This window comes from Ferrovibrio sp. GW821-FHT12E11 (assembly GCF_058806975.1).
In genome coordinates, this window is record NZ_JBXAQG010000001.1 from 821,289 (window position 1) to 834,506 (window position 13,218).

14 protein-coding genes are annotated in these 13,218 nt (G+C 62.6%); 1 reads left to right on the forward strand and 13 read right to left on the reverse strand.

Features of this window, described 5'->3' with window-relative positions; translation table 11 throughout:
* Positions 1 to 56: 56 nt before the first annotated feature.
* From AC1ROT_RS04105 to leuC, 5 genes are all read right to left on the reverse strand, one after another.
* Positions 57 to 980, reverse strand: a complete 924-nt coding sequence (locus AC1ROT_RS04105; protein WP_492997326.1) for a polysaccharide deacetylase family protein — start codon at positions 978 to 980, stop codon at positions 57 to 59.
* Entirely contained in the window at positions 977 to 1,894 is a 918-nt protein-coding gene (locus tag AC1ROT_RS04110; RefSeq protein WP_492969905.1) for a polysaccharide deacetylase family protein, read from the reverse strand. The genes AC1ROT_RS04105 and AC1ROT_RS04110 overlap by 4 nt, the downstream gene beginning before the upstream one ends.
* 11 nt (positions 1,895 to 1,905) lie before the next feature.
* The gene (locus AC1ROT_RS04115) at positions 1,906 to 2,583 is read right to left on the reverse strand and encodes an isochorismatase family protein (RefSeq protein WP_492969904.1); all 678 of its coding nucleotides are present in this window, start codon (positions 2,581 to 2,583) and stop codon (positions 1,906 to 1,908) included.
* An 80-nt stretch (positions 2,584 to 2,663) separates the two neighbouring features.
* Positions 2,664 to 3,272 (reverse strand): 3-isopropylmalate dehydratase small subunit, encoded by a 609-nt coding sequence (gene leuD / locus AC1ROT_RS04120; protein WP_492997328.1) that lies wholly within the window; start codon positions 3,270 to 3,272, stop codon positions 2,664 to 2,666.
* A 2-nt stretch (positions 3,273 to 3,274) separates the two neighbouring features.
* Entirely contained in the window at positions 3,275 to 4,702 is a 1,428-nt protein-coding gene (leuC, locus tag AC1ROT_RS04125; RefSeq protein ID WP_492997330.1) for a 3-isopropylmalate dehydratase large subunit, read from the reverse strand.
* Positions 4,703 to 4,806: 104 nt separating this feature from the next.
* On the opposite strand from leuC, the gene AC1ROT_RS04130 reads away from it, so the two are divergent.
* Positions 4,807 to 5,772, forward strand: coding sequence for a LysR family transcriptional regulator (locus AC1ROT_RS04130; protein WP_492997333.1), 966 nt, complete (start codon positions 4,807 to 4,809; stop codon positions 5,770 to 5,772).
* A 27-nt stretch (positions 5,773 to 5,799) separates the two neighbouring features.
* Here the strand turns inward: AC1ROT_RS04130 and AC1ROT_RS04135 are convergent, their stop codons facing one another.
* From AC1ROT_RS04135 to AC1ROT_RS04170, 8 genes are all read right to left on the reverse strand, one after another.
* The gene (locus AC1ROT_RS04135; RefSeq protein ID WP_492997335.1) at positions 5,800 to 6,333 is read right to left on the reverse strand and encodes a 2,4'-dihydroxyacetophenone dioxygenase family protein; all 534 of its coding nucleotides are present in this window, start codon (positions 6,331 to 6,333) and stop codon (positions 5,800 to 5,802) included.
* A 29-nt stretch (positions 6,334 to 6,362) separates the two neighbouring features.
* The gene (locus AC1ROT_RS04140; protein WP_492997337.1) at positions 6,363 to 7,127 is read right to left on the reverse strand and encodes an SDR family NAD(P)-dependent oxidoreductase; all 765 of its coding nucleotides are present in this window, start codon (positions 7,125 to 7,127) and stop codon (positions 6,363 to 6,365) included.
* A gap of 11 nt (positions 7,128 to 7,138) precedes the next feature.
* Positions 7,139 to 8,590: an aldehyde dehydrogenase gene (locus AC1ROT_RS04145; RefSeq protein WP_492997338.1), complete on the reverse strand. Its 1,452-nt coding sequence runs from the start codon at positions 8,588 to 8,590 to the stop codon at positions 7,139 to 7,141.
* A 31-nt stretch (positions 8,591 to 8,621) separates the two neighbouring features.
* Positions 8,622 to 9,344, reverse strand: a complete 723-nt coding sequence (locus AC1ROT_RS04150; protein ID WP_492997339.1) for an ABC transporter ATP-binding protein — start codon at positions 9,342 to 9,344, stop codon at positions 8,622 to 8,624.
* Positions 9,337 to 10,074 carry an ABC transporter ATP-binding protein gene (locus AC1ROT_RS04155; protein WP_492997340.1) on the reverse strand — a complete coding sequence of 246 codons (738 nt, stop codon included), beginning with the start codon at positions 10,072 to 10,074 and terminating at the stop codon, positions 9,337 to 9,339. The genes AC1ROT_RS04150 and AC1ROT_RS04155 overlap by 8 nt, the downstream gene beginning before the upstream one ends.
* Entirely contained in the window at positions 10,071 to 11,009 is a 939-nt protein-coding gene (locus AC1ROT_RS04160) for a branched-chain amino acid ABC transporter permease (RefSeq protein WP_492997341.1), read from the reverse strand. Before AC1ROT_RS04160 ends, AC1ROT_RS04155 begins: the two co-directional genes overlap by 4 nt.
* Complete coding sequence (locus tag AC1ROT_RS04165; protein ID WP_492997343.1) at positions 11,009 to 11,881, reverse strand: branched-chain amino acid ABC transporter permease; 873 nt, start codon at positions 11,879 to 11,881, stop codon at positions 11,009 to 11,011. Before AC1ROT_RS04165 ends, AC1ROT_RS04160 begins: the two co-directional genes overlap by 1 nt.
* A gap of 63 nt (positions 11,882 to 11,944) precedes the next feature.
* Positions 11,945 to 13,156, reverse strand: a complete 1,212-nt coding sequence (locus AC1ROT_RS04170) for an amino acid ABC transporter substrate-binding protein (protein ID WP_492969893.1) — start codon at positions 13,154 to 13,156, stop codon at positions 11,945 to 11,947.
* Positions 13,157 to 13,218 lie beyond the last annotated feature (62 nt).

The following is a 13,218-nucleotide window of genomic DNA, read 5'->3' on the forward strand; positions in this document are numbered from 1 at the left end:
GATCAGGGCCCAAGCCTCCGTGACAGCAAAGTCCATGGCTCAGATCCCGTCGTGCGTCACTGCTGCGTCTTCCAGGCGTCGAGGATTTCCGAACCGGTCGCCGCCCACACGCCTTTATGCTTCAGGATGTGATCCAGTGCCGCTTCAAGGGCGGCGATGCGATATGGCTGGCCGATCACCCAGGGGCGCAGGGCGATCGACATGATGCGCCCGCCCTGCTTTGCCGCCTCCTCGTAGAGGACGTCGAACTGGTCGATCACCTGCTCGGTGAATTCCCGCTCGGTGTGATGGTTCTTGATCAGAATGCTGAAATCATCCACGTCCGGAGAATGCGGCATGCAGTAAAGCGGCCCCGACGCCGTCTTCATGGCATAGGGCATGTCGTCGTTGTCCCAGTCGCAGACATACTCGACCTTGTGGGCGCTCAGCAGATCGGGCGTAGCAAAGGATTCGGACTTGGCCGGCGACAGCCAGCCGCGCGATGCCTTGCCCGTCGCCTCACCGATCACCTTCAGTGCAGCGTCGACATGGCCGGCCTCTACAGCCGGGTCCAGGCCGCCATGATGCAGATGGTCCATATCGACACCATGAGCGATGACTTCCCAGTCCCGCTTCAGAATATCCTTGACCAGCGAGGGATAGCGTACGGCTACAGCCGCGTTGATCGCGGCGGTGGCTTTCAGCTTGCGCTGGTCCAGCACCTGCATCAGCCGGTAAATGCCGACGCGGTTGCCGTAGTCGCGCAGCGTATAGTGGCGCAGGTCCGGATAAGCCGTCGCCATCGCGCCAGGAGGCGCGAAGGGCTTGTTCGACATGTTCAGCGGAAACCATTCCAGCGCCGGCAGGATGAACAGCGCCACCCTGGCCCCGCCCGGCCATTCCACCGGCTTGCGTCGCGGCAGGATCGACCAGTCGTAGCGGTCGTGGTCCATGCCATAGCGGCGATTTTCGTATTTGAGGTAATCCGGCGGCAGGGTCATGGCGCGTCTCCCACCGGCTGCGAAGCCCGGGCAAAGTCGTCGTAGTGGTTTGCGATGAAATGCTGCGCGATCTCGCGGCCGGTGGCGAACCACACCTTGTCATGGCCAGCGATATAGGCCAGCGCTTCCTCGAAAGCCTTGATCCGGTACGGCCAGCCGACCAGGTAAGGATGCAGCGGGATGCACATCACGGTGCCCGACTGCTCACCCTCCTGATACAGCCGGTCGAACTGGGCCTTGATGATTTCACCATAGTGACGCGGACTCACCAGGTTGACGTTGTAGGCAATCACATCGTTCATCTCGAGCGAATACGGCAGAGCGATCAGCTTGCCGTTCCGGACCTTCAGCGGGCAGGGCTGATCGTCATGAAACAGGTCGCAGACGTAGCTGAGGCCCATTTCCGCCACCAGTTCCATCGTGCGGTCGGTATAGGTCAGCGCCGGCGCCAGCCAGCCATCGAGTTTCTGGTTCGTGTAGGTGCGGATCGTGTCGATCGAGTCCTGGATGACCGCCCGCTCCTGCTCCTCGCTCATATTCATCAGGTAGCGCGTGTTGTAGGTGCCGTGGCTGTAGAATTCCCAGCCGGCTTTCGAGCATTCCTCGATGATCTCGGGGCAGTGCTGGCACATCGCCACGTTCAGCGAAACGCTGCCACGGATATTGTGCTTGGTCATCGCCTCCAGCATGCGCCAGAAGCCGCTGCGGTTGCCGTAGTCGCGATAGGAATAGCCGGAGACATCCGGTTTCGGCCGCCCCCAGGCGGACCGCGACGGATTCACCGGCGGATCGATTTCATAGAACTCGATATTCGGCGCCACCCAGAAGGCCACGCGGGCGCCATTGGGCCAGCGTATTTTCGGGCGCGTCTCGCTGTAGGGCAGATAGTCATAGAGACCGGGATCGCGGAGCATGGCGGTGCGCCTTATTTCTCGTCGGGCTTGTACTGCTGCATGAAGGCGAGGGCCTCGGCGACCGGAATGACATCCGCATACTTGATCGACATGTCATACAGGTTGGCGAAATGCGGACTCTCATGTTTGTCGGATACGCATTCCTCCGGCACTACGGTGCGGAAGCTGCGCGACAGGCTGTCCACGACGGTGGCGCGGACACAGCCCGAGGTCGACCCCCCGGTCACTACCACGGTATCCACCTTATGGAAGGTGAACAGCGAACCCAGGTTGGTCTCGAAGAAAGCCGAGGCCATGCGCTTGTTCACGATGATGTCGCGCACATGATCGATCTCGCAGCGCTCGTCGAATTGCGAGCGGCGCGAGTCGACCTTGATATTCTGCAGCGAATCCGGCGTGTTGGTTCTGGTGCCCCAGATGCCGCAGTCTTCGCCCGATTCCATATAGGCCACGTAGGTCCAGACAACGGGGCAACCCTTCTCGCGGAACAGACGCGCCAGGCTGTTCACATGCTCGATCTGACGCGGATCGGTCTCGTAGGCTGTCGCGAATTCACCAACGCGGGTATAGGCATTCTGCAGGTCGACATTGATCAATGCGGGCTTGCGACCGAAACCGAAACGGCGGCGGGTCGGATTGGCTTTGGCCGCTTCAAAGAGTTCGCGCGCCGTCTTGTTCGATGTTTCCATGTGTCTCTCCAAATGCTTCAGCAACTGCGGCCAATGACGGATAAGCTATCTTCACAGGCACGGCGAAGATAGAATCCCGTTTATTTGATCCACGCAAAATCCGAAAAGTATTGTGCTTCGAAAGTCGCGATCTTCTCGGCATAGCTCTTGGTCAGGCCGATTTCATCCACACCCTTCAGCAGCGCTTCACGCCAGAAGGCGTCGACCCTGAAGGCGATCTCGCGGCCATCGGACAGCGCGATGGTATTCCGCTCAAGGTCGACCGTCAGACTGCCGCCGGGCGTCTGCTCCACATGCTGCATGATCTCTCGTACCACCGGAACCGGCAGGCGGACCGGCAGAATGCCGTTCTTGAAGCAGTTATTGTGGAAGATCTGGCCAAAACTGGGCGCAATCACCGCGCGAAAGCCATAATCGTAAAGGGCGTAGACCGCGCCCTCGCGCGAGGAGCCGCTGCCGAAATTGCTGCCCCCGATCATGATCCGGCCCGCTGCGTAAGCGAGCTGATTCAGTACGAAATCGGGCTTCTGTTCGCCTGACTCGCTGAAACGCAGGTCATGGAACAGGAACTGGCCGTAGCCGCCGGATCGCGGATATTTCAGAAACCGTGCCGGGATGATCTGATCGGTGTCGACATTGTCCTGGTCATAGGGAACGGCAACAGCCGTGAGCTTTGTGAACGGGTCCATGCCTATTTCCCCAACCGGCGGATATCGGTCAGCTTGCCGGTGATTGCGGCAGCGGCGGCCATGGCGGGACTGACCAGATGCGTACGCGCGCCCACGCCCTGGCGGCCGGCGAAGTTACGATTGGACGTGGAGGCACTGCGCTTGCCCTTGCCGACGGTATCGCCATTCATGCCCACGCACATGGAACAGCCCGGTTCGCGCCATTCGGCGCCGGCATTGCGAAAGACCTGGTCCAACCCCTCCGCCTCGGCCTGTGCCTTCACCAGACCCGAGCCGGGCACCACGATCATCGGCACGATGACATTGCTGCCCTTCAGGATGTGAGCCGCGCTGCGCAGATCCTCAATGCGGCCATTGGTACAGGAACCAATGAAAACCACATCGATCGGGATATCCGTCAATCTCTCTCCTGGCGTCAGGCCCATATAGTCGAGGCTCGTCCTGATATGGTCGCGCCGGGCTGTATCGGTTTCGGCAGCGGGATCAGGAACAATGCCATCGATCGGCAGCACATCTTCCGGCGTGGTGCCCCAGGTCACCATCGGTGCGATCGAGGTCGCATCCAGCGTGACCTCGCGGTCGAACACCGCGCCATCGTCGGTCGGCAGCGTGCGCCAGCAATCGACCGCATGATCCCACAGGGCCTCGGATGGGCTGTAGGGCCGGCCATGCAGGTAGTCATAGACGGTGTCGTCGGGCGCGATCATACCGGCGCGTGCGCCCGCCTCGATCGACATGTTGCAGACCGTCAGCCGCTGCTCCACTGACAGGCCGCGGATGCCCGAGCCCGCATATTCGACGACATAGCCAACGGCGCCGGCGGTGCCGATCTTGCCGATGATGGCCAGGATCAGGTCCTTGGAGGCAATCCACGGCGCCAGCGCGCCGTCTACGGTGATGCGCATGCGCTGCGGTCGCTGCTGCCAGAGCGTCTGGGTCGCCAGCACATGGGCATTTTCCGACTGGCCGATACCGAAGGAAAAGGCCCCCAGGCCGCCATGGGTGGAGGTATGGCTGTCGCCGCAGACCAGCAGCAGGCCCGGCAGGGTGATGCCCTGCTCCGGCCCCACGACATGCACGATACCCTGCCGCGGGTCACCCAGCGGGAAAGTCCGGACGCCGCTGTCGTTCATGTTCTGCTCGAAAATCCCGAGCATGCGGGCAACTTCCGGCGTCGGCTGGATCGGTGAGGCGGCACCCCGGGTCGAAACGTAATGGTCCGGGGTGGCAAAGGTCTGGCGTGGCCGCAATACGCTCAGCTGCTTGTTCCGCAGCATCTCGAAGGCATGGAACGAACCGTCATGGACGATATGGCGATCCACATACAACAGCGACGGCCCGCCCTCCTGCTCATGGATGACATGCCTCGCCCAGATCTTGTCGAACAGGGTGCGCGGCACTGCGTCCGGCTGCGGGTCCCGGCCTGCCATGATCCTGCATTTCCCTCGAAGCAAAATGGGCGTCCGGCAAAACGCTAGTACACAGAATGAAATATAACAATTATATTATTGTAATGTATTGATGAGGTTTATTAATGAAAAACATCACGATCAAACAGCTCCGTGCCTTCATCACCGTCGCCCGCGAGAAGAACTTCACCCGGGCGGCGAGCCAGCTGGGCCTGTCGCAGTCGGCGCTGACCATCGCGGTGCGGCAGCTGGAGCAGGAAATCCGGCTGAAGCTGTTTGACCGCTCGACGCGCTCGGTGCAGCTCACCACCCACGCCAACGCCTTCCTGCCGACAGCAGAGCGGCTGCTGGATGACCTGTCGCGCGCCCTGCAGGATCTCAGCGCCATCGCCGAGCGGCAGAAGGGTACTGTGGTGGTGGCAGCGTCGGCTTCCTTCCTGTGCTGCATCCTGGCGCCGACGGTGGCGGCGCTGACTCGGAAATATCCCGGCATCCACATCAAGCTGCTCAATACCCCGGAAAATCTGGCCCGCCGCGTGCTGGAGGAAGAGATCGACTTCGGCATCACCCATGTCTGGAAGCCGGTGCAGTCGCTGGAATCGCATGCCCTGCTGGAAGACCGCTTCGGCGTCGTCTGCCCGGCAAAGCACCCGCTGATGAAGATCGCCGGTCCGCTCTCCTGGGCCGATCTGCGCAAGCAACCGCTGGTCAGCATGGCGCAGGGCGCCTCCTCGCGCGAGATCATGGACCAGCACAAGAGCGTTTCAGCCCAGCTCGAACCGCCGGTCTGCGAGGTCAGCAGCATCTTCGCGCTCGGCGCGCTGATCGAGAACGGCATGGGAATCGCGACAATCCCCGAACTGGTCGCCCGCCCGATCGTCTCAAAGACCCTGGTATTCCGCCCCCTCACCCGCCCCAAGATCGAGCGCGAACTTTACATCGTGAAGCGTCGCGGGCGCAGCCTGACCCCTGCGGCCATCGAGCTCATCCGCTTCATGATGCAGACACTGGCCGAGATTGACGACATCCCCAATGTCAAAATTCAGCCGGCCGACGCTATCCTGCGCAGCGTTTCCGGTCAGCACGACTAGTCCCGGCGTTAGTCTTCGCCGCGACACTCAGCGGAACAGTGTGTCCACGAAGGCCGCACCGATCCCCACCTTTTCGTAGTGGTCACGACAGAGCGCGATATAGTCGTGCACATCGAAATGGCCGACAGAGCCGCCGTTCTCGTCCAGCCAGATCAGCGGTCCGGTCACGGTGAAGAAAACCTTCATCGGATCCTTGTGTTCATAGGCCACCAGCGTATGGCCCTCGCCCGGCGTCTCGTAGACAAAATCGCCCGCCGTCGCCGTCCAGTCATGCTCCAGATAGCCCCACTTGCCCGAGATCGTGTAGGCAAAGACTTCATGCGGATGATAATGGCGGTTCACCAGGCCGGCGCTTTTCGCCATCAGGATGTCGCACCACTTGTTCTGCGATGGCGAAATCCATAACGGCCGGGACGACACGGTATCGGTGAAGGGCACGTAGAGGCGCTCGTCATCGGTCGGGGCGTTCTTTGTATAGACCTCGGGCAACGCATCGGGTCGAAACACCTTGGCGATCGGCTTGAGGTCTTTCCAGAATTCGGTAGTGGCAAGTTCGGGCATGGGGCAATCCTGTCTTGCGGGGTTGAAATTCAGATATGCATTCCGCCATCCGCCATCAGCACGCTGCCGGTGGTGAAGCTGCTCTGGTCGGAGGCGAGGAACATCACGGCGCGAGCAATCTCTTCAGCCTGCCCGTGGCGGCCAAGCGGAATGATGCTGTCCAGCAGCTTGGTGCCGTCGCGACCAGTCGCTGCGGTGATGCCCTTCTCGATATCGAGCTGGAAGCCGTTGTCAATCGGCCCCGGCGCAATCACGTTGCACCGGATGCGGCGCGGCGCGGCCTCCTTGGCCACCGTGCGCATCAGACCGATCACCGCATGCTTGGATGTGGCATAGGCACAGATGCCGGGATCGCTGGTCACGCCGACCACGCTGGCGGTGATCAGAATACTGCCGCCGTCATTCATCTGCGGCAGGCCGTATTTGCAGGCCAAGAACGAGGCTCGTACGTTCACGGCCATTACCGCATCGAACACATCTTCCGGATAATCCGTCACCGGCCTGATCACGCCGCTGATTCCGGCATTGCTGAACAGCACGTCGATTTTCCCCCAGCGCTGCACGGTCGCGCCGATATACCCCTGCGTCGCTGCGCTGTCAGCCACATCGGCCGCACAGGTCGCCACACGATCCGCCGGCGCGCCCAGAGCAGCCACCGCCTTGTCCAGCGCCGCCGCCTCGCGGTCGACCAGCGTGACGCGGGCGCCTTCACGCAGAAAATCCTTCGCACTGGCCAAGCCAATGCTGCCGGCCGCGCCGGTTACGATACAGATCTTGCCGTCCATCATGCCCATGGCTGCCGGCCTCAGATCGGATAATGGCCGGGCTGGGTCTCGATGGTGATCCAGCGCAGATCGGTAAATTCCTCCACCCCGGCCTTGCCACCAAAGCGGCCATAGCCGGAGGCCTTCATGCCGCCGAACGGCATTTGCGCCTCGTCATGCACGGTGGGGCCGTTGACATGGCAGATACCGCTTTGAATGCGCTTGGCCACGCCCATCGCTCGGGCAACATCACGACTGAAGACAGCCGCAGCAAGGCCGTATTCGGTGTCGTTGGCAACCTGGATAGCGGCGTCATCCCCCTTGGTGCGCACCACACAGACCACCGGGCCGAAGGATTCCTCGTGATAGATGCTCATGTCGGGCGTCACGTGATCCAGCACGGCAGCATCCATGATCGCGCCTTCGGCGCGGCCACCGGCCACCATACGGGCGCCTTTCGCGGTGGCATCGGCGATCAGGTCCTGTACGCGCTTCACCGCCTCGACACTGACCACGGCGCCGAGCGGCGTATTGCCTTTATGCGGGTCGCCGGCGACCAGGGTGGCGGCTTTGGCAGCGAACTTGGCCACGAAATCATCGGCAATCTTCTCATCGACCACCAGGCGTTCGGTCGACATGCAGATCTGGCCCTGGTTCATAAAGGCCCCGAAGGCGGCTGCCTTCACCGCCTCGTCGAGATCGGCATCGTCGAGCACCAGCATCGGCGCCTTGCCGCCCAACTCCAGCAGCACCGGTTTGAGGTAGCGCGCCGCCGTCTGGGCGATGATACGGCCCACCTTGGTCGAACCGGTGAAATTGACGCGACGCACCGCCGGATGAGCGATCAGCGCCTCGACAATCGCGCCAGCATCGGCCGGCGCATTGGTCACCACATTGATCACGCCGGCCGGGAATCCGGCATCGACCAGGCATTCGGCGATCAGGCGATGCGTGCCCGGGCAAATTTCCGACGCTTTCAGCACGACGGTATTGCCGCAGGCCAGTGGCATGGCCAGGGCGCGCGTACCGAGGATCACCGGTGCATTCCACGGCGCGATGCCGAGCACAACACCGGCCGCCTGTCGCGTCGCCATCGCGATGCAGCCCGGCTTGTCAGACGGAATGACTTCGCCGCCGATCTGGGTGGTCATGGCGGCGGCCTCGCGCAGCATGCCGGCCGCCAGATGCACGTTGAACCCGGCCCAGCCCCCGGTGGCGCCGATTTCGGCCGCCATGCAGGCGATGAAGTCGGGCGTCCGCGCCACCAGCGCATCGGCGGCCTTCAGCAGCAGGCTGCGCCGCGCATTCGGCCCCAGCGCGGACCAGGCCGGAAAGGCTTTTGCTGCGGCATCGGCAGCCGCAATCGCATCCGCAACATCGGCGGCGGCGGCCCGGCTGGCCACACTGCCGTTCAGAGGATTATGCCGTTCGAAGGTGCGCCCCTTGGCGGCTGGAACTGTCTTGCCGTCAATCAGCAGATCGATCTGGAACATGCTGCAATCTCCGTTTCGTAAAAGCGTAAAATCAGGGAACCGCCCGCGCAGCCCCCAGATAGGCGTTCTGCACTGCGGGATCGTTCTGCAGTGCCGTCGCACTGCCCTGGCCGACAATGCGGCCATTCTCGATCAGGTAACCGCGATCAGCGATGGCCAAACTGCGTTTGGCATTCTGCTCGACCAGCAGCACACCGATTCCGGCCTGCTGGATGCGGGTCAGCGCGCTGAACAACTCGCCGCACATCAGCGGAGAAAGACCGAGCGAAGGCTCGTCCAGCAACAGAATATCGGGCGCCGACATCAGGGCCCGGCCAATCGCCACCATCTGCTGTTCGCCGCCGCTCATGGTCCGCGCCGCCTGCGTCATACGCTCGGCCAGACGCGGAAACAGCATCAGCACGCGCTCCAGATTGGCCGCCTCACCCGCCCGGGCGCGCCGGGCATAGGCACCCAGCATGAGATTCTCGCGCACGGTCAGATCGCCGAAAATGCCCCGGCCTTCGGGCACCAGCGCCAGGCCGGCCTCGACGATGTCATGGGCCGGTAATCTGGTCAGGTCGCGACCCGATAGCATGACGCGGGCGCCCGGCGCAGCGGGCTGGAGCGCGGCGATCGCCTTCAGCAGCGAGGTCTTGCCACTGCCATTGGCGCCCAGGATAACGACGATCTCGGAGGTCGCGACGCTGAGCGCGACATTGTCGACGGCACGATGCTTGCCATAGGAGACGGACAGATCGGCGACCTCAAGCATCGCTGTCCCCCAGATAGGCACGGATGACTTCGGGCTCGGCCAGCACGCCGGCCGCCGTCCCTTCGGCGATCTTGCGGCCGGTATTCATGACCACGCAACGGTCGCAGAGCGAGCGGATCGCATCCATGACATGTTCGACCATCAGGATGGCGATACCGTCGCCACGCAACGCGCGAACCAGTTCTATGCCCTGCAGCAGTTCCGTGGGGTTGAGGCCGGCGAGCCACTCGTCGAGCAACAGCAGTTTGGGCTGTAAGGCCAGAGCGCGCGCCAGCTCCAGCCGCTTCTGGTCGATATAGGTCAGTTCCGAAACCATGGTGTCGCCACGACCGTTCAGGCCCACGCGTTCCAGCAGGCTGTCAGCGCTCCGCGCGGCCTCGGTGCCCCAGGCGCTGCGCGTGCCGAAGGCCAGCCCGGCCAGCACATTCTCGCGGCAGGTCATCGAGCCCAGCACGCGGACCAGCTGGAAGGTGCGCGCCACGCCTCGTCGGGCAATCTTGTATGGCGCCAAGCCCTGAATGGCATGGCCGTGCAGCGTAACACTGCCGTCATCAGGCTTGAGGGCACCGGAAATCAGATTCAGCACGGTGGTCTTGCCAGAGCCATTCGGCCCCAGCAGGCCGACAATCTCGCCCGGCCCGACGGTGAGATCGACATTGTCGACGGCAACCAGGCCGCCGAAGCGCCTGGTCAGACCCTGCACGGCCAGCAGCGGAATGGGATGCGTCATGGCCGCTTCCCCCTGCCGAAACCGCGGATGCCGGCTCGCCCCTGCTCCAGCAGGCCGGCAATGCCGTTCGGGATCGCATAGACGATCAGCATGAAGGCCAGGCCGATCAGGATGCTGAAATGATTCGGGAAGTTGGCCAGCAGGAATTCGAACAGCAGACTGAGCGGAATGACGCCCAGCAGCGGGCCATACAGCCGGTGCACACCACCCAGCAGCGCCATGATCAGCACTTGGAAAGACGTCACCGGATTGAAGGCGATAGCCGGATCGATATAGGTCCAGCGCGGCGCCATCACCGCCCCCGCCAGCGTCATGAACGCGGCGCTGAGCACGAAGAGCGAGACTTTCGCCATCGTGGTGTTGATGCCGACATGACGGGCAACCATTTCGTCGTCGCCGATCACACGCAGGGCCAGCCCCAGCCGCGACCGCCGGATCAGGATCCCGGCCAGGAAAACCAGCACCGCCAGGACCAGAAGCTGCCAGTAGATCTGGTTGGTGGTGATGTCGACAAAGACATAGCGGCCGAGCGTGCGGGTCTTGTTGACCTCGAACCAGGTCACCAGTTGGCGCACCAGTTCGGCCAGGCCGAAGGTGAAGATGACAAAATAGACACCGGACAGCCGCAGCGTGGCGAAACCAACGGCCAGGGCCAGCAAGACACCAATGGCCAGGGCGATCAGCAGCACCAGCGGCCAGGCCAGAACTTCGCCCAGAACCGCCACGGTATAGGCCCCGATGCCGAAGAAGGCGACCGTGGCCAGCGAGACATAGCGTGTGGGTCCCGAGAACAGCGCCCAGGCGGTGGCCAGCACCGTATAGTTCAGAATGCTGATGGCCAGGGACAGCCGGTAGCCATCGGCCACCAGCGGCACGCAGGCCAGCAGAGCGATGACGGCAATCGCCCCGATGATGCGGACGGACAGCGACTGCATCACCGGGTGCTCCGGCCAAACAGGCCCTGCGGGCGCACCAGCAGGACGAGCAGGAAGATCGCGTAGGTGGCGGCGAGCGTCAGTCCCGGATCGATCCAGGTGGCAACGAAAGTTTCAGTGAGACCAAGGATCAGGCCGGCGACCAATGCGCCCAGCATATTCCCTACTCCGCCCATGATGACGATGATCAGCGCCTTCATGGTGAAGACCACGCCGATATTGGCATTGAAGGTCAGGAACATCGAAACCAGCACACCACCAGCCGCCACCAGGGCACCGCCCACAGCAAAGGCGATGGCAGCAGCCATGCGGACATCGATGGCAACCAGCTGGGCGGCCACCGGATCGACCGCCACGGCCCGCAGGGCCGTACCGGCCCGGGTGCGGGTCATCGCCAGATAGAGCGCGAGGCCGATCACGGCAGCAAAGCCGAGTGCCAGCAGACGGTTGGCGGCAATGGTGACGCCGAAGACATTCACTGGAATGGCCAGGAAGGAATAGCTGTAATAGGCACCGCCGAAGAGTACGAGCATGACGCCCTGCACCACGAACAGCAGGCCGAAGGTGGCGAGGATACTGTCGACCTCCAGCGCATCGCGGGTCTTGGCCCGACGCACCAGCGGCACCAGCAGGATACGGTAGATCAGCCAACTGACGCCCAGCGCCAGCGGCACAATGATGAACAGGCCGAGTAGAGGATTGAGGCCGGCCGCCGTGAACAGCCAGAAGACGGCAAAGGATGCGGCGACCAGGATTTCGCCGTAAGACAGATTCATGATGCGCGCGACGCCGTACTGGAGCGTCAGCCCCATGGCCACCAGCGCATACATGCCGCCGAGCGTAATACCCGTCAGCAGGGCCTCAACAAACATGGACTGTAACCTTTAAACGCAGAAAATCAGGCGCGGCGGCATGAACCGCCGCGCCCGCTCAGATCACTTCCAGGGTGCTTTCGGCATGACCATCGGGCTGGTGCCCGGGCCCGCCGGCGCCACGCCGGTGAAGACGCCGTTCTGCCACTGGCCGATATAGGCAAAAGTCCCCTTCGGCGGCATGTTGTCGACCAGCTTGAACTTGCCCAGCACGGTGTCGAAGGTGCCGGTCTGCAGTTCCTTGATGATCGCCTCACGGTCGATCTTGCCGACGCGTTCGACTGCCTGCTCCAGCATCTGCAGCGACACATAGCCGAGCTGGCTGCCCCAGTAGTCCGGATCGCGGTTATGCATGGCGACATGCTTCTTGCGATACTCCATGGTGCCCTGGTTCTTCGGATCCCAGCCACCCAGCGTCATGATGCCTTCGGCATTGGCGCCAAAGCGCTGTGGGAACAGCGGGAAAGCCGTACCCACGCCGGTGAACATCACCTTCGGCGCATAGCTGGCGACCTTGGCCTGGTCATTCAGCGCCACCGTATCCGGCGGATAGCTGAAGGCGATGAAGGTATCGGCGCCCGAGCGCTGGGCTTCGCTGATCAGCGGCGACATGTCCTGGGTGCCGACCGGATAGCTCTTGTCGACCACCAGTTTGAAGCCGGCCTTGGTGAAGCCGTCACGAGCCGCCTTCGACAGGTCGATGCCGAAACCATCGGCCACGCTCAGCATGGCGATGTTGCTGTTGATCTTGCCGTCCTTCTGCTGCTTGGCCAGCAGTTCGACCAGGGCGTCGATATACTGCACGCTGGTGCCGAGGAACCAGAAGCTGTTCGGCCAGCGCTTGGCCAGTTCGACGGCGCGATCGGTGACGGCGCTGAAGGTCAACTGCGGATAGCCGTATTTGTTGAAGACTGGGCCGACCGCCAGGTTCAGGCCGGTACCCCAGGGCGGCAACAGCAGATCCACCTTGTCCTGGGTGATCAGGCGTTCGACTGCGCGCACGGCTTCTTCGGAATTGGAGCGATCGTCGTATTCGATCACTTCCACCGGCACGCGCTTGCCGCCGACCATCAGGCCGCCCTTGTCATTCAGTTCCTTGACCCAGAGCTGATAGTTCGGAATCTGCGTGATATTCGCACCGCCGGCATTCGGGCCGGTCTTGGAAATCGCATAACCGATCTTGATCTTGTCCTGCGCAAGCGCCGGCTGGAAAACCGCGCCGAGCAGGCCAACAGCCATCGTCGCCGCCAGCAGGCGGATTTTGTTTTTGGTCATTTATTCCTCCCTAGCGATGTCCGGCGTCGCCAGCGGCAGACACCCGGTCACCTGTCGTGCCG